Origin of the sequence: Caballeronia sp. LZ001 (assembly GCF_031450875.1) — a bacterium.
GTDB lineage: Bacteria > Pseudomonadota > Gammaproteobacteria > Burkholderiales > Burkholderiaceae > Caballeronia.
The window spans coordinates 97,667-117,094 of record NZ_JARTVX010000001.1; the positions used below are offsets into that span (position 1 = coordinate 97,667).

Sequence of the window (19,428 nt, forward strand, 5' to 3'; positions counted from 1 at the left end):
TCGTGCATCAGACCGAAACCTGCGGCTGTTCCGTCTCCACGCCCGGCCAGCCTCGCATCATCGTGTCAATCTCTTCGTCGAGCCATTCGCGAAACTGGAAATATTCGGGCCGCGCTTTAGCGTTGCGATGCGTGATTAAATAATGGTGGCGGTCGTGGAACACAAGAGAATCACTCACGGGCCGCACCAATTTTTTCTGTTCGACCTGACGATGCACGAGATGATGCCATCCAAGCAACGTGCCCTCGCCCGCTTCGGCCTGCGCGACGAGCAGCCGGTAGTCGTTGCTCTCGAAGTTATCGTCTTGGTCAAGGCGATCGGAACCATCACCTTGTTGATACCAGTTCTTCCAAACGCGCCAGTCCACATGCTCGCAAACCTGCGCGCGACCCAGCAGGGAAAGGCTCAACGTGGGAAACGCAAGAAGATCGAGTGGCTTGAGCGAACGCCCGTGGAAGTGCCGCTCGTAAAACTGCGTGCTGCACACGGGATAAACGATGTCATGGAATAAGGGCTTAACTTCGTATTGCGTCTCGCGTGTCGGGTTCTTCGTGATGATGATGTCAGGCTCCATGAGATCGTCAAGTTCCATGAAGTGCTCGGTCACCATCACATGCAGGCGAATATTGGGAAAGCGCTGGCGGAATGCGGGCAATCGAGACGACAGCCAAAGCGCCGAAAATGTATGAGAAATGCAGACGGTCAATGCATGACGATCAACACGTCGAACGGCCTGCGCCGCTTCCGCAATATTCATGATCGACAAGTAGGACGCGTTGTAGAGAATGCGGCCTGCATCCGTTAGCGCAATATGACGCCCTGTGCGCTCGAACAGCGGCACTTCGAGCGTGTCTTCCAGCTCCTTGATCTGCCGGCTTACCGCCGCCTGCGTAACGCACAGCACTTCGGCGGCCTGCGTGAAGCTTTCGTAGCGCGCCGCCGTGACGAAGCATCGGAGCGCTCGCAATGACGGCATCTGCGCGAGAAGCCGGTCGGCAAATTGCTGTTTCTTCTGCATATGAACCACCTTCCAGGAGTCTCGCAAGGGCTGTCGAACTTAGTGCCAATTTTTCAATTGTTCAGCATACGCCCCGGGGGCGCCGAGCGCGTGGCCTAGTTCCTTCCCTGAACTCTTCGCATGATCCGGTCGAGGGCCTCTGAGTAACTGGCGAATATTCCCTTTTGCTGCAATTCGGCGTTCAGCTGCTCGTTTATGCCGCCGGGGGTGCTCGACTCTTCGATCATCTTAGAGAACGGTTGATCGCCTCGCGTCGTATCGTGTGCCAGCCCGACATGGTAGCCCGACAAAAACGACCGGGCCGCATCATACGGCAGCCCCTGGCGAACGAGCCACGCCGCTTGCTCTTCCAGTACCGCATAAAAACTGGCCATGGTCGCCGTAACCGCCGACAATGCGTCGAACTGTTGTTCGGTGTCCACTTCTACCGCCTTACCTAGCGGCGCAAAGAGCGCTCGCGAAATTTTGCTCGGCGGACAAATAGCCGTGCTGCCCTTGCCTTCCGCGACCGCCGGCAATGGCACCGTGCGTACGACGCTCGCAGCCGTGCGCACCATGCCAAAGACTTGCTCGATTGACACGCCAGCCATGAAGCTGATTATCTGATGCCGCGCATCGAATTTGAGTTCGCCGAGCACATCGGACGCGACTTGCGGCACGACGGCAAGACAGACCACGTCCGAGCTATCCAGCACGTCCTGGTTGCTCTTGCAGACGGTGACGCGCGCATCGAGACCTGCGAGCTTCCCCGTGATCTCAGCATTGCGCGGCGAAAGGGCAATATTCTCGAAAGGAACATCGAATCGAATCATTCCGGTCACGACGGCCCGCGTGATCGTGCCGGTGCCGATAAATCCAAAGCGCATAGTGCCTCGTCTGATCTGATCTGGTAGAAAGTGGTTCAGTCGAGCTTGAGCCACGTAGTCTTAAGCTCGCAGTATTGATCGTGTGCCCAGACTGACTTGTCTCTTCCGCCAAAGCCAGATTGCTTAAAACCGCCAAAAGGCGTCGACAAATCGCCTTCGCCGAAGCAGTTCACCGTCACCGTGCCCGCACGGATGCGTGCCGCGATCTTGTGTGCTTGATTCACGTTGTCGGTCCAAAGAGAAGCTGCAAGTCCATAGCATGTGTCGTTGGCAATTTGAACGGCATCGTCTATATCGTCGTATTCGATGAAGCATACGACTGGTCCAAACACTTCATCGCGCGCGATGCTCATCTCCGGCGTGACATTGTCGAAGATGGTCGGCTCGACGAACCAGCCGCCCGTTTCGGAAAGTGTAGCTTTGCCACCGCACACAACCCGCGCGCCTTCCGTCTTCGCTTTTTCGATGTGACCGAGCACCTTCTCATAGTGCTTTTTTTCGATTAGCGAACCGAGCTTGACGTCCGGATCGAGCGGGTTGCCTGTGCGCCAACCTTTCAGTACGCCTTGCACCTTGCGCAACAATTCCGCCTTCTGACTACGATGAACGAGGATACGCGAGCCCGCGCTACAGTTTTCGCCCATGTTCCAGAACGCTGCCGCGACGGCCTGCTCAGCAACGGGATCAAGATTCGCAACATCAGGCAAGATCACTTGCGGATTTTTGCCGCCGCATTCAAGCACCACGCGCTTGAGGTTCGTATCAGCCGAATAGCGCAGGAAGCGCTTGCCAGTTTCGGTTGAACCTGTGAACGCGATTAGGTCCACATCGCCGTGACAGCCGAGTGCCTGCCCCGCACTCTCACCAAAGCCTGTCACCACGCTGAACACGCCTGGCGGCAGGCCTGCTTCAGCGGCGAGATCGGCGATACGTAGGGTGGACAGCGACGTCTGCTCGGCGGGCTTCACGATCACGCTATTGCCGACGGACAACGCCGGCCCGACCTTCCATGCGAGCATCAATGCCGGAAAATTCCACGGCAGTACCGCACCGACCACGCCAATGGCTTCGCGCGTGATCATGCTCACCACGCTAGCTCCGGAGGGCGAAAGCGCATCGTAACGCTTGTCAGTGACTTCCGCGTGCCAGCGGATACAGGCCGCGGATTCCGGAATGTCAAGTCCGAGGCATTCGCTAATCGGCTTACCTGCTTCGAGCGCTTCGAGCAACGCCAGTTCTTCGGCATGTTCGTCGACTAATTGCGCAAGCCGCAGGAGCACAGCTTTTCTCTGCGATGGCGCAGCTTTCGACCATACGCCAGACTGGAAGGCGACGCGCGCGGCGACAACCGCGCGATCGACGTCTTTCGTATCGCATTTCGCTACTTTGGCGAGCACCTTTCCGGTCGATGGATTGAGCGTGCTGAAAGTTTCATTCGACAGCGCAGCCGAACGCTCTCCCGCGATGAACGCTCTGCCGTCGAGCTTGAGATTCGCTGCTCTTCGCTGCCATTCTTCATGCGTTGCCATTTCATGTCCTTGAGATTCAAAGCTCGGCGCCTGCCGAGAATTCCTTCATCCAGATTGCCGCCGATACTGCGACGTCCGCAATCGGCCGCATGGGCAACGATCGGGGGTGCGGTTGCTTGAGCAGTTGTTCAATCAACACGTTCGATTGCCCCAACGCAAACTCAGCGATGAGCTTGCCCGCGGCCGATCCGCGGCTCAGACCCAGGCCGTTGCATCCAACCGCTTCGAACACCCCATCGCTACGCTGCCCGAAGAGCGCGCCATTGTTCGCTGAAAGACACAGCGCGCCGCCCCACGTGTACTGCAACTCAACATTCTTGAGCATGGGAAAGCGGCGGTCGAAAGAACGTTGATGCATATGCCTAGCTTTTGCGAGATCGGCCGCGGAGACCGCGAGATCGGGCCTGAACGCGAAATGATTGCGAACACATATGCGGTTTGTTGAAAGCCTGCGCACGGTGGTTCCCATCGGATCGGCAGGGATTAGCGCCCACGATGACTGACCGCCGAGCTTGGCGACCTCGTCTTCGTTCATGACGCGCGACATCGATGCGAAGGTATACACCGGCAGCAAACCATTCGGATGTCCGCCGAACGTGGCCGCATACGCGTTGGTGCAAAGAATCACCTGCTTCGCTACGATCTTGCCTGCTGCGAAGTCCAAAACGCGGGCTTGTCCGCCCGTTCCCATGCTCGTCACTGCGCTCGATTCGAACACGTTGACGTTCCCAGGCTGTGTCGCTGCAAGACCGCGCATCAATGCGGCAGGCTGCACCGTGCTGCAACCCGGCGTGAAGAGCGCGCCTCGATAGAAACGTGTGCCTGTCACTTTCGTGATAGCCGCTTCATCAAGCCATTGGTACGGCTCGTCAATACGATCCAGTCCCTCTGCAAAATGCTCGAGCGCCGTGTGTCCCTTTTTATAAACGGACGCGTGAAACTTGCCGTCATCGCGCCAGTCGCAATCGATTCCATGTTGTCGCACGGTCGAACGGACGTAGTCGATGCCGTGTCGCTGTAGCCGCACATCCGCCTTGTCGACCTCGACGCTGCGTGAGTAACTTTCGCTACTGATGTCGTGCGGCAGGTCCACGAAGAACCCAGAGTTGCGCCCCGCCGTGGACCGGCCGATACGATCAGCTTCGATCAGCGCGATCGATGCCTCAGGCGCCAGTTCCGCTAGCCGGCGGGCAGCACATAAACCGGTAATGCCACCGCCGACCACGGCAAAGTCGAAGTGACGTTCTCCAACGACGCTTTTAGCTTGCTGCGCCGGTAGAAGAGTCTCCCACCAGCCGTTGACGCCATCAGGAGCGGGAAAACGCACGAATTCCAGTTTCGAGGCCATGCAGATTACTGAGCGTTGCGCAGCAAGGGTTTAACGAGTTTCGCAAATGCGCTGCGTTCTTCGTCATTGAGCGTGCCAAGCGGCGCACGTGCAACCTGGGCATAAAGCGCTGTGGTCTCAAGCTTCTTGTGTCCGAGCATGACCTGGATCACCCGGATATCGACCTTCTGCTCCAGCAGATGCGTGGCAAAGCTGTGCCGCAACGTATGCATGGACACGCGCTTGTCGATTCCCGCAGCCTCGGCTGCAGCATGAACCGCTCGGTTAAGCTGACGGGTGCTGAGCGGTTCGGTCGGGTTAAGTCCGGGAAACAACCAGCCTCCGTCGAGCATCTTTCCCTGAGCTCGTGCAACCCGCCACCAGACCCGCAAACGCTCAAGCAGGATCGGCGACAGCATGGCATATCTGTCCTTCTGGCCTTTGCCCTGCTCAACGCGCAGCGTCATACGCTCGCTATCGATGTCACCGACCTTCAGGGCTGTTACCTCGCTGGCGCTTAATCCCGTTCCGTAGGCGAGCGCCAGCGCCGTTTGATGCTTCAGGTTGGTCGCCGCCGCGATCAGCCGCCCAACTTCTTCGCGGCTGAGTATGACCGGCAAGGTACGCGGGAGATAAATCGGACGCATCTTCGCCATCAACGCTTCTTGAGCGAGCGTCGTACCGAAGAAGAACTTCAGGCCGGTGATCGCCGCGTTCAAACCCGGACGGTCAGTTGAAACTCCCCCACTTATGGTCGCGTAAATTCCCCCACCCTGTAGAGCAGGACTAAGGATTTTATTTAGCTGGTTTTCGATTTCCGCGCAAGCGTTTCAGCGGCTTCTTTGAGGCGGTAGCTGCGGCCGTCGAACTCGAGCAGGTGGCAGTGGTGCATGAGCCGGTCGAGGATCGTGGTGCTCATCGTATTGTCGCCAAGGTATGCGCCCCAATCCTGCACAACGCGATTGGACGTGACGAGAACGCTGCGATGCAGTTTGTAGCGTTGATGGATCAGGGTTTGCAGCAGCGCGCCGGCGGCGTCGGGAATCGTACGCGACAGGAACAGGTCGTCCAGTACGAGCAGATCGCTCTCGAGAATGGCCCGCAGCCGGGCTTCGCGCTGAGCAGTCGGGCTCAGCGCGTAACGATTAAAGAAGTCGTCGGTTTCAAGATACTGAACTTTGTGGCCTTGCAGGACGGCCTGATAGGCGATGGCCTTCGCGACGTGCGATTTCCCGGTGCCTGGTTTACCGATGATCAGCGCGTTGTCGCCGGCGGCGATGAACTTCAGCGCGTGCAGCTGGAAGCAGGCCTGGCGAGGCACTTTGGGATTGAAGCCCCAGTCGAATTCGGCGAGCGTGAGTTTCTCTTCGAGGCCGGAGAGCTTGTAGCGGCGTTCGATGAGCCGTGACTGGCGGCGATCTAGTTCGTCCTGCAGGATCAGTGCGAAGGTTTCAAGAAACGCCTGCTGGGAGCTTTGTGCCTGCAGCACGCGCGTTTCGAGCGTGTCACGCACGCCGGACAGGCGAAGCTGTCCGAGAGCCCGTTCGATTTCCGGTAATGTCATGCTCATACCTGTGTTTCTCCAGTTGGAGGTTGAGGTTCGGTGCCGTGCTGCGCACCGAGGGTAAAGAGTTCGCCGTATTCGGCGGCAGGACGGATCAGCGGGTGTTCCTGCGTGAGAGGCAGCTCGAGTTGCGGTGCCTGATCGAGACGCTCGAGTGCCTGCTCGAACAGCCGCTCGACGATCGCGCGCACCTGTTTGTAGCGGTAGACGTGATGACGTAAGGCGTGATCGCAGGCCTGTTCGACAAGCCGGGAGGGATATTTCTTCGCCAGACCGACGATGCCCCACATGGCGCGGTGGCCAACGCGACCTTCACTGTCAAACATGTGCTGGCACAGCGCCTTTGTTTGCGACCCGATGTCGCCAGCGCTCGCGAGCAGGAAGGCGCTCTGGCGGGACGGATTGAACGGGCGTTCGTCTTCAGGCAGTGCAAGCGAACCGGCCTGCAGGGCGCGAGAATGGGTGCGCAGCAACGCCTGCGTACGGCGGTCGCGAATCTCGATGGTGCAATCGTAGATGCGCACTGAAACGAGACTGCCGATCGGTGCAGGTCGTGCCGCATAGTTGCTGCGATCGATGTTGACAGTGGTATCGTCCCAGACGGTACGCACACCTCCGTGAAGTAGCGAAAGCCGGTGGTCGGCAACGGCCGCAGATGCGGCCTCTCCTCCTGGAACATGGCTTCGACCTGTCGCCGGGTGCTGCCATGGATGCGTTTGGCCGCCCAGTTCGCCTCCCAGTGCATCAGGAATTCGTTCTGGGCCTCGATCGACTCGAAACGGCGGCCGGCCAGCGCGGTGCCCTGCGTGTGTTGAATCGCGTTCTCGACAGTCCCCTTTCGATTCGGGTCGCGTACGCGGGCAGGGTCGGCGACGACACCGTAATGCTCGAGCATCGCCTCATAGAGCCGGTTGATCTCGGGTTCGTACAGGTCGGGCGTGATGACGCCTTCCCGGAGATTGTCCAGGACGACATAGCTGACAGCGCCGCCGAAGTAGCGGAAGGCGTCCTCGTGGAGCTGGGCCCAGACCTGCTTGCTGGATTTCCAGACCACGCACCGGAAACTGCGCCGCGAATATCGAAGCGTCATGACGAACAACCGCGGGCGCCGGTACCGGCCGGTCCTCGGATCGCGGGTCAGTGCGCCTTCGCCATAGTCGACCTGCGCTTCTTCGCCAGGGGCAAACTCAAGACGGTCGAACTGCTCGGGATCAATGTGGCGCAAGGCGCGAACGAAACGCTTGACGCTCTCGTAGCTGGCGGCGAATCCGAACTGGTCGACCAGATCCTGATAGATCGCCTGCGCGTTGCGCCTCAGGCGGACCTGCTGCTCGATCCATTCGCGATGCGGTTCGCTTGCCGAGCGGGCGAAATTGAACGTTGTGACCGCACTGGAATCGGCGGTTGCCGGTGGTCGCGACAGTGGGGGAGTTTGCGGTTCGGCGGTTTCAGAGCCGGTGGTCACCGTGGGGGAGTTTGCTGCAGCGGACTTCTCCGACTCGAAGATCGCCTGATAGCGACGGATCGTCTTGCGGTCGATGCCCGTGAGTCGCTCGATCTGGCGCTGGCTCTTGTTGCGTTCGAGTAATGTGAATACGGTGCTTTGCAAGTGCGGCTTCAAGACGTTCACTCCCTGAACTCCTTCTTGTGCGAAGGAGATGAAGATAGACGTCCTGCAACACCTCTCCCGGCAGCTTTAGTGGCTCAGCCGACGGTCGTCAGGTGGGGGAGTTTGAAGTGACCATACCCGGAGGAGTTTGACCGACCGCCGGGGCGGGCTGCTACAGGGGCGTGTCATTTGCGGCCGATGCGGCAATCGCATGCGTGTTCGCTATCAGAGGGTCAGCGCAAGACTAGAACCATACTACGTCTGTCACGATGTTGCCGCTCACGATGCGGGTGAGCCGTGCCAGTCTGTACGGGGGAGTGCGATCGACGATGCCATTAGTCTATTACTCATCGAGACGGTCAGACCAGCCGCCATCGAAGTAGCGCTCGCAGTCGAAGACGAGATCGCCGAGCGTATTGAGCAAGCCAACTCCATGCGTTTGAAACAGCTGGAGCGAGCGCGTTACGAAGCAGAACTCGCCCGTCGTCGTTATATGAATGTCGACCCCGCAAACCGGATGGTTGCCGATACGCTTGAGGCCGACTGGAACGATCGGCTTCGTCGGCTCGACGCATTACAACAAGAACACGATCGCCTACGACAGTCAGACCAGAACTTACTCGGCGATGAGGCCCGCACTCGCATCCGCGTTCTCGCCGATGACTTCGCTAACCTTTGGAACGACAAGCGTGTCGAATCCGTCGAACGAAAGCGTATGCTCGGACTCTTGATTGAAGACGTTACTTTGATAAAGTCGGAGAGGGTCTCGATTCACGTGCGCTTCCGAGGAGGCTGCACGACGTCACTCGACGTCGACAAACCCAAATCCATGGCACTTGTTCGCAAAACACAACCGGCTGTCGTGTCGGTCATCGATGAGCTTCTGGAGACGTATACAGATCAGGAGGTCGCTACGCGGCTCAATGAACTCGGGCATACGAACTGGCAACATCAGAGATTTACTGCCAGGAAGGTTGCACTGATTCGGACGACCTACAGCCTTCGAAGCCGATTTGAGCGACTGCGCTCGCTCGGCCTGCTTACCGGTGCAGAACTCGCTGCGCAGTTGGAAGTTAGCCAGACCACCATCCATCAATGGGGGCGGCAAGGTCTTTTGAAGCGCCAGATTTACGGGCACGATCACAGATGCCTGTACGAACCTCTCGGTGACGTCGTGCTTTTGAGGGGCACAGGAGGACGTAAAGCAACACCACCAACCTTTATAACCGCTTGAGCTACCGGACAAGGTGCAATATGAAGCCTACTCCTTACTCTGCGGCGAACGAACAGGCGTCGTCAACGGTTCCAGACCCAACTCGCGGGCAAAGCTGCGCGTACGGTGGTCGATGTAGGCAGAGCCGTTGTCCGACAGCCATTCGATGGGTGCGCCTGCCTGCGGCGTGCCGAAGCGTTGCTCGACCGCTGCGAGCATCACATCGCGCACGACGTCGCCGCTATGGCTGCCAGTAGTCGCTGCCCAACTAATAGCTTCCCGGTCATGGCAGTCCAGCGCGAACGTCACGCGCAACGGCGAGCCATCGTCACAACGGAACTCGAAGCCGTCCGAGCACCAGCGGACGTTACTCTGGTCAACGGCAATGCGTCCATCATGTCGGCGGGTATCGCGTCGCTGGCCAAGGCGCCGGAGCAGCAACTGATGGTCACGCATGACGCGATAGACCCGCTTGGCGTTCACGCACGGCGCACCGGTCAATTCGTGACTACGTCGCAGCAATGCCCAGACTCGTCGGTATCCATAAGTCGGCAAGCCCGCCACATGCTCGTGGATTGCAGCGACCAGTTCCGTGTCGTCGGTCTGTCGGGCGCGGCGGCCGTCCTGCCAGTCTGGAGAGCGGGCTTTTCTGACTGCCAAAGCAGAGCGCGCCACGCCGAGAACATCGCAGACCGTTTTCATTGGTCGTCCCCGGGCAGTAAGGGCGAGCGCGCAATCCAGTAATAGGATGGTCCGCTCCTCTCATAGGGGCATAATCGACGCTGACGCCGACCCTTTTTCGGAGGTGTGTCATGAGTCAATTGAGTTCCACCGCTGTCGCCCGCATGGGCATTGATATCGGGAAGTCTGTCTTCCATGTCGTCGGTCTGGACGCGAAAGGCAAGCCAGTATTCAAGGGCCGATTCAATCGTGAACGGCTGTTGGAGTTTCTCGCTCGCGCGTCTCCGACCATCGTTGGTATGGAAGCTTGTCCTGGTACCAACTGGCTCGCACGCAAAGCGGCCGCCTACGGACATCAGATTCGCATCGTCCCCGCGCAGTTCGTCAAGCCCTTCGTCAAGTCCAACAAGACTGATATTGTCGATGCGGAGGCCATAGCCGAAGCGATTTCTCGTCCTACCATGCGCTTCACCCAGCCCAAGACCGAAGCTCAGCTCGATTTGCAGGCTCTCCATCGAGTCAGGCAACGCCTGGTGTCTTGCAAGACCGCTATCGTCAATCAGGCCCGCGCTTTCTTGCTGGAATATGGCATTACTATCGGCACAGGTCCCGCCTACTTTGTTCGCGATATGCCGCGCATTATCTCCGACGAGAACAATGGGCTGACGGTATCGATGCGACAAGTTTTGCAGGAGCAATGGCAAGAATATCGCTCCGTCGAAGCTCGGCTATTGCAATTGCGTCGTCAGATCGAAGCAATCGCTGGCGCCGACGACGTCGCAACGCGACTTACCTCGGTTCCGGGTATTGCACACCTCACCGCGACAGCCATTACAGCTTTCTCGGGCACCGGAACACAGTTTAAATCCGGTCGCCATTTTGCAGCGTGGCTAGGACTCGTGCCTGGAGAATTTTCCACCGGCGGCAAACAACATCTGCTCGGAATTACGAAGCGTGGAAACCCCTATCTGCGCAGACTATTGATTCACGGCGCACGTGCTTGTGTTCTCCAGCTCGACCGCACCAAAGATCACCTTGGAGTCTGGATCTCGCAGATGGAGGCGAAGGGAATCCATCGAAACAAAGTAATTGTTGCGCTTGCCAACAAACTCGCACGTATCGCGTGGACGATTCTCACACGCCAAGGAACGTTCTACTTGCGACAGCCCCAAGCGCGATGATCAGCCCACTCTCTTCAAAGTTTGCAGACGGTAATTGATGACGAAACAGTGCACTGGCGTTCGGTAAGCCCGGGACAAAAACCGGCCGCTGAGGTCTGTCCATTTGTTGGGAACCGACCGCGCATATCCCATCATGGCCTTGCTGCCAAAAGCAGCTGACTCGCGAGAGGCCGGATACATTTACGCAAACTGTCTCGCCTGAAAAACCCGCTTGCAAAACCGGAGCGGACCATACATTTTTTGAGCGGCCATACTCGACTGCTTCCTTCAGATTTCTGCCTCCTGCGTCTTCTTGCCAAGCAGACGCTGCAGTTCCCTGATTTCCTTCATCGCTGTGGCCAACTGCGAAGCGGGTACCACGGCTTCTCCAGCCTTCACCGCAGCCAGGCTGCCTTCCTCGTATTGCTTGCGCCACGCAAACACCTGGTTTGGGTTGACCCCGTGCCGCCGGGCAACCGCTGAAACCGTTGCTCCCGGCTCCAGGGTTTCCTGCACGATGGCCACCTTCTCCTGGACCGAACGTCGACGACGGCGCTCCGGCTCGGTCAGAACTTCAATGCTTTTCACGATTTGCCTAGGCTTGAAACTAGTCACAAGATTCCCTCTTATTTTAAGGGGTGTCTCGTGTCCTGAGATTCAAGGGGCTACTCCAGTGGATTTGCCCCCGTAGTTCCGGACACCATCTCACACCAAGGTTGATGAATCGGCTTTACGTCGGAACTCGCGCGGCGAGCGGTATTTCAGCGCGCTATGCGGGTGTTTGTCGTTGTAGTGTTCGAATGCGACGGCCAAATTGCGCACGGCGGTCGCCGCGTCCGGCTTCGGCATGAACGCAACGTAATCGCGCTTCATCGTCTTGACGAAGCTTTCTGCCATGCCATTGCTCTGCGGGCTGCATACGGGCGTGGTCAACGGCTTGAGACCAATATCTGAAGCGAACGCGCGGGTCTTTTCGGCAATGTAACCCGAACCGTTGTCGCTGAGCCATTCGATTTGCGCGGGCGTTTTGCGAACGTTCCCGAAACGATGTTCGACAGCCGCCAGCATGACATCGCGCACAACGTCGCCGCTATGACCGCCTGTCGTCGCTGCCCAGCTGATCGCTTCGCGGTCACAGCAATCGAGTGCGAACGTCACGCGCAGCGGCGCGCCGTTGTCGCAACGAAACTCGAAGCCGTCAGAGCACCATCGCTGATTGCTTCTGGGCACCGCCACCGTACCTTCATGCCGACGCTCGATGCTCGGCCTCGCAGGCCTCCTGTGAAGCAACAAATCGTGCTGGCGCATCACGCGATAAACACGTTTCGCATTCACTGGAACCTCACACCGCAATTCCCGCTCGCTTCGCAGCAGGCCCCAGACGCGTCGATAGCCGTAGCTGGGCAAGTCAGCAACGAGCAAACGAATTTCGTCGACAATGCCAGCATCATCCGTTTTGCGTGCGCGCCGGCCATCCTGCCAGTCAGCAGTCCGGGCGAGCTTTACCGACACATTTGAGCGCGCTACACCGAGAACGTCACAGACCTGCTTCACTGGCCGTCCCCCGGTAATGAGGGTGAGCGCGCAATCCATTTTCGCGACTTCATGACCTCCACGGCTTCCCGGAGAATCTCGTTCTCCATGGTCTTCTTGCCCAGCAGGCGCTGGAGCTCCTTTATCTGCTTCAGCGCGTCGCTCAACTCGGACGCTGGCACAACTTCTTCTCCAGCGCTCACTGCCGACAGGCTGCCGTCCTGATGCAGCTTGCGCCACTGAAACAGCTGATTTGGATTGATGCCGTGCAGCCGAGCCACCATCGAAACTGTCTTGCCCGGCTCGAACGTCTCCCGAACCATCGCCAGCTTCTCATCAGCCGACCAGCGCCGTCGGCGCTCAGGTCCCGTCAACACTTCCATCACTTCGTTCTTGTTGTGAGTCATATACACAGTCTTATGCCTACCCGCTATTGTAAGTGGGAGACTGTGTCCGGTCTTTCAGGGGGCTGTTCCACTCCTGTACATAATCGCGCAGTCGTTCATTAGTCGCCAGCTTCGCTGGCTTCGGTCTTTTAGCGAATCGATCCGCCTTCCACTGCGCGACAGAGGCACGATACTCCAGATACCCACTGCGCGTTGCGGCATTGCGCGTCAGTTCTCGCGAAACGGTTGACGGACTGCGTCCGATACGCCGAGCGATCTCACGCACTCCAAGTCCTTGGACAGAGAGCAAGGCTATCTCTTCTCGCTCAGAGAACGACAAGTAACGACCAGTGATCGGTTTGGACATGAATAGTGGCATGCCGCCACGATAGCGGAACCAGCGCGAGCCCACCGCCTGAGACGCGCCTACCGCCTGCGCTGCCTTCTCGCTCGTAATGCCAGTCGCGATTTGTTGCCAAAAGCGACGCTCAATCTCGTTTCTAAGCGATGGCGCGCCCGGCGAGTACATCGCTGCTCGACCGGTCAACCGATACACCTGCTTTGCACTTCGCACCATGCAACACCTCCGCGATCAAGGGTGTTGCGACGACCGGTTGAATCCGCCCTTGAAGCGGCCGTCTGAGTGGCCTCCTTATTCGCCCAACGAACGACTGCAAGTGGCCTATTTCGTTGAAAAACCCGGTTATCGCCCATGGGCGCGCATGTCTGGGCGTGCAATCGACGCGCTCAGGGCTCTTTCCGAACATGCCGCATCTGGGCGTTGCTCTGCGATGCATTTCAAGCGGCCGCTGCCGCCGTTTCTTCCTGCTTTGGCATCAACCACTTCGCCATTCGCCGCAGGTTCTGCGCAGTTGCAGCTAGCAAGAACTCGTCATGAGCACCTGACGGACCTCGCAGTCGGAGACGATCCAGCTTCATGACGCGTTTGAGGTGAGCGAACAGGATCTCAACTTTCTTGCGGTCCTTGCGTGACTGCCTGTATGCCGGTGTTTTCGCAATAGCCCTTGCCTTATCGCGTGCTGATTCGTGGACGCTTCGGGCTATCTTCCGTATGGGTGTGTTCGGACAGCATTGGTCTTTCAATGAACATTCAGCGCAGTCCATCTGGCTTGATCGATAGACGACCGTGTTGGCCTTGGTGATGTGCGTGCGCGGATTCGTGAACGGACGCCGTTCGCTGCGCAGTGCGTGTCCGGCCGGACAGCGATACTCATTGCTTTGCTCGAGCCACTGAAAATCGCTGTTCTCGAAGGTCTCGTCGCTACGCTTTCCTTTCTCCCACACTGGAACATGCGGCTCAATCGCCTTCTCATTGATCATCCAGGCAAGCGTCGACGCAGTGCCATATGCGGTGTCACCTACCAGACGTTGTGGCTTGAGGCGGAAGCGCTGCTCGACCCGATCGATCATGGTCCTTGTTGAGTCCACTTCCTGTGTGCGATATGCGGGGGTGGCCTCGACATCCACGATGATTCCCGCGTGCAGATCAATCAAGTAGTTGGTCGAGTAGGCATAGAACGCCGGGCCACCGGGTGCTGCTGTCCAACGTGCAGCAGGATCGGTTAGTGAAATGTTCTTCGGTTGTGTGACAGGTTCCGGCGGAGGTTCCATGTCTTGGGCGTCAGTGTTGTTCGCGTCGAGCGTCGCCAGATACTCACGTACCGCACGGCTGGGCCTTTCGCCATGCCCCCAGCCGATCGCTTGAGTCCCGGGCGATGCCTCGAGTGCGATTGGCGTCGGCTTTGATGACGCTGGCGTCGATTGCGAACCCTTCACCATCTACGAGACCTTCGCTCATGCAGCGACGTAAAACTGATTCGGATACATGACGCAGCATGTCGCTGTCGCGAAACCGGCCATGGCGATTCTTTGAAAAAGTTGAGTGATCGAGCACCGCATCTTCGAGGCCGAGGCGACAAAACCAGCGATACGCCAGATTCAGATGAACCTCTTCACACAGGCGCCGTTCGGAGCGGATGCCGAAGCAGTATCCGATGATCAGCATGCGAATGATCAACTCTGGATCGATCGAAGGGCGCCCCGTATGACTGTAAAAGACGCCATGTGCCGACGCAGATCTCTGGCATCGAAGAAATGATCTATGCCGCGTAACAGATGGTCTTTCGGAACATGATCATCAAGGTTGAACGCGTAAAACAGCTGCTCCTGATTGCCACTTCGCTGACCCATCATGACGATGCACTCCGTCGATTGATGAATCAAGGATAACGAACAATCCGACTTTCAGGCGAGTTTTTCAACGAAATAGACCCATAGCGAGCGTAGGTAGTCAGCGCCTTTCCACGCCCTCCTGCATCGACCTAGCCGAACACGCTGATCATTTGGAGCATCGCCTTTGTATCTTGTTTTACATAATAGAAGTTTATAGACGTTCGCTTTGTAGCGGCAATATCCTAATGTCGTGTTTGGGGGTGCGGCGGAATTCTTGGACTATGAGGAGCTAATCCATGTATTCGTACGAAGACCGCATCCGAGCAGTGAAGCTCTGCTTGAAGCTTGGGAAGCGCCTTACCGCGACCGTTCGTCAATTGGGCTATCCCACAACGAAATCTCTCGAACGTTGGTATCACGCGTACGAGCGATTCCTGGATTTGCCGAGGGAACGTATTTGCTTGAGGCCGCGCTACTCGGCAGAACAAAAAAAGGCGGCCACGGACCACTACATGAGCAACGGCCAGTGTCTGGCAGCAACGACAAAGGCCTTGGGATATCCGGAACCCGGGGCGCTTCACACTCTTATCGTCCGTGCACGGCGCCGATATGCTCTCTGACCATCCACCCAACCGTTAATCCTATTTACACCCGGCATCCGCCCAAGTGTCGCGCCGGCGCCGAGGTCGCCATCGGGAGAGCTCACCCGATCCCAAAACCGCCTGATTACCACGCATATACAGGTTGCGACATTTGCTGCGAAAGTTTTGGGGAAACTAACGTGTCGTTGAGAAATCTGGAAGCAACGAAAGGCCAGTTGAATGAACGCAAGCGCGGAGCAGCGTCAGCAAAAAGCAGCTCTGCCGTCAGAAACCGCGAAACTCATACACACGCACCCTGACCGTTCAACCCGCGCTCTTAAAGGCGGATTGGACGCAACAGCCTTCGAAGAGCGACATCTGGATCCAACTGTCGTTACGAAATTCTAACTGGCCCTGTCAATATGCATCCTTCATTAACGCGAGGAGCGTGGGCCTATGCCCGGCTATCAAGTGTTTGAATACTTCTGTGCGAGCGCCTCGTACAGCGGCGGTCCAAACAGCTTCGAAACTTGACCTGAGATGAGCGCCGTTGCCATGAGAGACAACACCAGTGCGTGTCCGTTGATCATCTCGAAGACAATCACAAATGCGGTGATCGGGCTCTGCGTCACGGCGGCAAGATAGCCGACCATACCTAGCGCGATAAGCATCGGCAACTGTATGTTTGCAAAAGTGAGGTGCAGCGCGTTGCCGATCCCCGCACCGATTGCGAGCGATGGCGCGAAAAGTCCGCCAGGCGCGCCAGGAAGATAGGAGCAGATCATCGACGCCATTTTGAATAAAGGATAGCTCGCGCCCACTTGTGATTGACCTTCGAGCATGCCGCGCGCTTCCGCATACCCGCTCCCGAACGTGTGACCGCCGGCGGTCACGCCAACCATCGCGATGAGAAGGCCGCATGCCGCACCGAAGGACACCGGGTGCGCCTGACGCCAGCTGACCACACGCGCGGGCATCCAACGTTGCGTATTCAGCAGAAGCCAGCAAAATGTTCCGCCCGCGATGCCCGTTGCGGAACCTATCAGAACAACGGCCATTGCCAGCGAGTGAGGAAAGCGCCCTTCCAAGTTGATCGTGCCAAAATAGGTGTAGTTGCCTTGTAGCGCGAGCGACACGATGCCGGCAAAAATGATCGCTGTGATCGACACCCCGCTAGAGCGTTGCTCGAAAGTCCGCATGAGTTCTTCGATGGCGAAAACCACCCCAGCGAGCGGCGCATTAAACGCGGCTGACAATCCCGCCGCTGCCCCCGCGAGTGCCAAGTTGCGCTCAAGTGCGCCGCCGCTCAGCCTGAGAAGTCGCAATGGGTAAAAGCGGCGCAGGCTGAACATGAGTGCCGCGCCGACATGGATGGTTGGGCCTTCTCGCCCGATCGTGAATCCGCCGAGGATCGACAGATACGACAAGATAATTTTGCCGATAAGAATGCGTACTGTAAGCAGGCTCGATCCTAAATCACGCCTGTTATGCAGCATTGCGATGACCTGCGGAATCCCACTGCCCTCCGCGCCGGGAAAGAAGCGCCGGGTAAGCCATACACTTAAAGCGCTAACCGCGGGAGTCAACATCAAAGGCAGCCACCAGCAGAGTTTCGTAACGCGCACAAAAGTGTCGAAGCCGAAATCGATCAGCCTCGCGTACATCACTGCGACGAGCCCAGTCACGACCGCGCCGAGCCAGAACACACCGTAGTGCAGCCACAGCCGCCTACCGCGCACGATTACGCGTCGGTTGAGATATTCAGGATAGCGCATGAGTAGATGAAGGTATGCGACTTTTGTGTTCAAAAATCTTACTGACGCAGTCCTTATGTAGAGGTCTGCTGACTTCATTATTCATTTACGCGACCAAGATTTTCGAAGATTTCGAAGCACGCCGCGGAAATGGCAAGGTGACATCGGTGCGACGGCTCAACGCATACCCCATTCGAAACGTTATGTGGTGACTGACTCGGCGCGCATTTGCCTCCCGTCAGGAAGGAGGGCAAATCGATGTTGTCCTCAGACGAGCGCAGCAACGCCAGCTTTCGCAACCTGCGTGTCTTCTGCGGGCTTCATTCCGGACACGCCGATTGCACCGACAACATGGCCTTCTGCGATGAGAGGCACGCCACCCTCAAGAGCCGTGATAAGTGGAGCGGTGCTAAAAGCCGTACGCCCACCATTAATCATTTCTTCGTATGCCTTCGATTCACGCCGACCAAGCGCTGCAGTGCGGGCTTTACCGATGGAGATTTCGGCACCGATAGCTGCACATCCGTCGAGACGAAGCATGCCGAGCAAATGACCACCATCGTCTACGACTGAGATGGCAACCGGCCACTTCTGCTTGTCAGCCTCAGCGCGAGCGGCGGTGAGGATGCGGGAAACATCTTCGATTGAGATCACTGGCTTGCTTTGCATCTTGACTTTTCCTCTTTGGTATAGACGACCGGGGTCGCCTTGGCACACTGTCGTTGTCTGATCCGCCTTCAAGGTCAGACTAGGAACAGGCAAATTAGAAAGCTAGCGTCGCCCTCCACAGGCGGCAAAATCCGGTGATCGAAGGCGCCCGCTTCAGGAGAACGCGTTGTATGACGGGAGAGGAGAGGTGATTTACCCGGCCTCACTTTCATCAAATGCCTCTATATAATTGGGTACTGTCACCCCTGACTATTTGTTGTGTGATCCTGTCTAGGTTCAGCGAGAGAGTAAGCGCTTAGAAGCGTGCATCCCGCGAAAGTAAGCAAGTCGAGGGACGGCGTCGGCGTTACTCGCGCGTCGAACGCGTTTATATCGTTGCGGCTTATCCTGTGTACCCCGGTGGCGCGGTGGAAACCGTCCACTCCCGCTCCATCAATAGCACTTGCGCCAGGAGTCGGTGATCCGAAGGTATCTCCTCGACGCTAGAGCAATAAACGCATCAATTGTCGTCTCAACTAGCTCGCGCCAACCTTGCCCCAAGCTCAGGCAATGGCGCCACCGCCATCGACGAAAACAGTAGTTCCCGTCATGTAGGCATTGCTCATCAGGGCAATGACCTGCGCGGCGACGTCTTCAGGCGTTCCGACTCGACCGACTGGCAACCTTTTTGCCGCTGCATCGAATATGGCATGACGACGGTCGCGGTCAAGTGCGTCGTACATCTCGGTCACGACTAAGCCAGGCGAGACGCAGTTGACCCGTACAGGCGCAAACTCCAGGGCCAAGCCGCGAGTCAGCCCTTCGAGCGCGGCATTGATCGCCCCTTGGATGGCGGCACCGGCCTTTGGACGCACTGACAGAAATCCCGAGGTCAACGTCAGCGAGCCACCGTCAACGATCTTCGCCGAACGCGCCAGCCGGTATGCGCCCCAAAACTTCGATTCAAACGAGGCAAAAGCGCTCTCTAGCGGAAGCTCACGCACGGCGGCGACCATGGTTTGCGCCGCAGAACAGAATACATGATCGAAGCATCCTTGTTCGTCGAAGAACACTTCGAGGGCAGCGTTATCGCCGGTATCAAGGCTCGTACCGGCAGCGAACCCGCCAAGCCTTGCAAGCGCATCATGAACCTTACTCGCAGAACGCGACGCGATAGTTACCTTGGCTCCCTGTGCTATCGCAGCCGTGGCCACGCCAAGACCAATGCCCGAAGAGCCGCCCAATACAAGGATCTTCTTGCCATCTAATGCCATTTAATAGTCTCCGATTGCATCTTGTCAGTGTAATGTGTGTCACAGCGCTGCTGCCGCATGAACACACCAGTGAGCGCCAGAGGCAGTTTGCC

The 19,428-nt window shown here is 57.7% G+C and carries 12 protein-coding genes and 6 pseudogenes; 3 read left to right on the forward strand and 15 right to left on the reverse strand.

The features are described 5' to 3' along the window. Window positions 1-7: 7 nt before the first annotated feature. From P9292_RS00500 to istA, 7 genes and pseudogenes are all read right to left on the reverse strand, one after another. Window positions 8-1,018, reverse strand: a complete 1,011-nt coding sequence (locus P9292_RS00500; protein ID WP_309853776.1) for a LysR family transcriptional regulator — start codon at window positions 1,016-1,018, stop codon at window positions 8-10. 95 nt (window positions 1,019-1,113) lie between these two features. Further along, window positions 1,114-1,884: a pyrroline-5-carboxylate reductase gene (locus P9292_RS00505; RefSeq protein ID WP_309853771.1), complete on the reverse strand. Its 771-nt coding sequence runs from the start codon at window positions 1,882-1,884 to the stop codon at window positions 1,114-1,116. 35 nt (window positions 1,885-1,919) lie between these two features. Beyond that, entirely contained in the window at window positions 1,920-3,413 is a 1,494-nt protein-coding gene (locus P9292_RS00510) for an aldehyde dehydrogenase (protein ID WP_309853768.1), read from the reverse strand. A gap of 16 nt (window positions 3,414-3,429) precedes the next feature. After that, window positions 3,430-4,761, reverse strand: coding sequence for an FAD-binding oxidoreductase (locus P9292_RS00515; protein ID WP_309853765.1), 1,332 nt, complete (start codon window positions 4,759-4,761; stop codon window positions 3,430-3,432). A 5-nt stretch (window positions 4,762-4,766) separates the two neighbouring features. After that, on the reverse strand, window positions 4,767-5,459 hold the full coding sequence (locus P9292_RS00520; RefSeq protein ID WP_309853762.1) for a tyrosine-type recombinase/integrase: 693 nt from the start codon (window positions 5,457-5,459) through the stop codon (window positions 4,767-4,769). A gap of 80 nt (window positions 5,460-5,539) precedes the next feature. After that, on the reverse strand, window positions 5,540-6,310 hold the full coding sequence (gene istB / locus P9292_RS00525) for an IS21-like element helper ATPase IstB (RefSeq protein WP_309853760.1): 771 nt from the start codon (window positions 6,308-6,310) through the stop codon (window positions 5,540-5,542). Beyond that, window positions 6,307-7,934, reverse strand: a pseudogene (gene istA, locus P9292_RS00530) (IS21 family transposase). Before istA ends, istB begins: the two are co-directional and overlap by 4 nt. 127 nt (window positions 7,935-8,061) lie before the next feature. Here istA and P9292_RS00535 point away from each other — a divergent pair. Continuing rightward, window positions 8,062-9,147, forward strand: a complete 1,086-nt coding sequence (locus P9292_RS00535; RefSeq protein WP_309853759.1) for a recombinase zinc beta ribbon domain-containing protein — start codon at window positions 8,062-8,064, stop codon at window positions 9,145-9,147. A 36-nt stretch (window positions 9,148-9,183) separates the two neighbouring features. Here the strand turns inward: P9292_RS00535 and P9292_RS00540 are convergent. Beyond that, window positions 9,184-9,867: pseudogene (locus P9292_RS00540) on the reverse strand (DDE-type integrase/transposase/recombinase); the annotation flags it as partial. A gap of 71 nt (window positions 9,868-9,938) precedes the next feature. Between P9292_RS00540 and P9292_RS00545 the strand changes: the two are divergent. Further along, on the forward strand, window positions 9,939-10,988 hold the full coding sequence (locus P9292_RS00545; RefSeq protein ID WP_309852647.1) for an IS110 family transposase: 1,050 nt from the start codon (window positions 9,939-9,941) through the stop codon (window positions 10,986-10,988). Window positions 10,989-11,148: 160 nt separating this feature from the next. Here the strand turns inward: P9292_RS00545 and P9292_RS00550 are convergent. From P9292_RS00550 to P9292_RS00565, 4 genes and pseudogenes are all read right to left on the reverse strand, one after another. Next, window positions 11,149-11,546, reverse strand: a pseudogene (locus tag P9292_RS00550) (transposase); the annotation flags it as partial. Between the two features lie 126 nt (window positions 11,547-11,672). Beyond that, a protein-coding gene (locus tag P9292_RS00555; RefSeq protein WP_309852655.1) for an IS3 family transposase occupies window positions 11,673-12,883 on the reverse strand; the annotation gives its coding sequence in 2 pieces (ribosomal slippage) (window positions 11,673-12,565 and window positions 12,565-12,883; 1,212 coding nt in all). Between the two features lie 94 nt (window positions 12,884-12,977). Then, window positions 12,978-13,442, reverse strand: a pseudogene (locus P9292_RS00560) (transposase); the annotation flags it as partial. 242 nt (window positions 13,443-13,684) lie between these two features. Next, window positions 13,685-15,100 (reverse strand): annotated as a pseudogene (locus tag P9292_RS00565) (transposase). A gap of 275 nt (window positions 15,101-15,375) precedes the next feature. On the opposite strand from P9292_RS00565, the pseudogene P9292_RS00570 reads away from it, so the two are divergent. Then, window positions 15,376-15,663, forward strand: a pseudogene (locus P9292_RS00570) (IS3 family transposase); the annotation flags it as partial. 464 nt (window positions 15,664-16,127) lie between these two features. Here the strand turns inward: P9292_RS00570 and P9292_RS00575 are convergent. The 3 genes from P9292_RS00575 to P9292_RS00585 form a co-directional block, all read right to left on the reverse strand. Beyond that, complete coding sequence (locus P9292_RS00575; RefSeq protein ID WP_309852644.1) at window positions 16,128-17,435, reverse strand: chloride channel protein; 1,308 nt, start codon at window positions 17,433-17,435, stop codon at window positions 16,128-16,130. Between the two features lie 246 nt (window positions 17,436-17,681). Then, a complete protein-coding gene (locus tag P9292_RS00580) occupies window positions 17,682-18,083 on the reverse strand; it encodes a heme-binding protein (RefSeq protein WP_309852641.1) in 402 nt (133 codons plus the stop codon). Window positions 18,084-18,625: 542 nt separating this feature from the next. Further along, entirely contained in the window at window positions 18,626-19,336 is a 711-nt protein-coding gene (locus P9292_RS00585) for an SDR family oxidoreductase (protein WP_250495368.1), read from the reverse strand. Window positions 19,337-19,428: the final 92 nt, after the last annotated feature.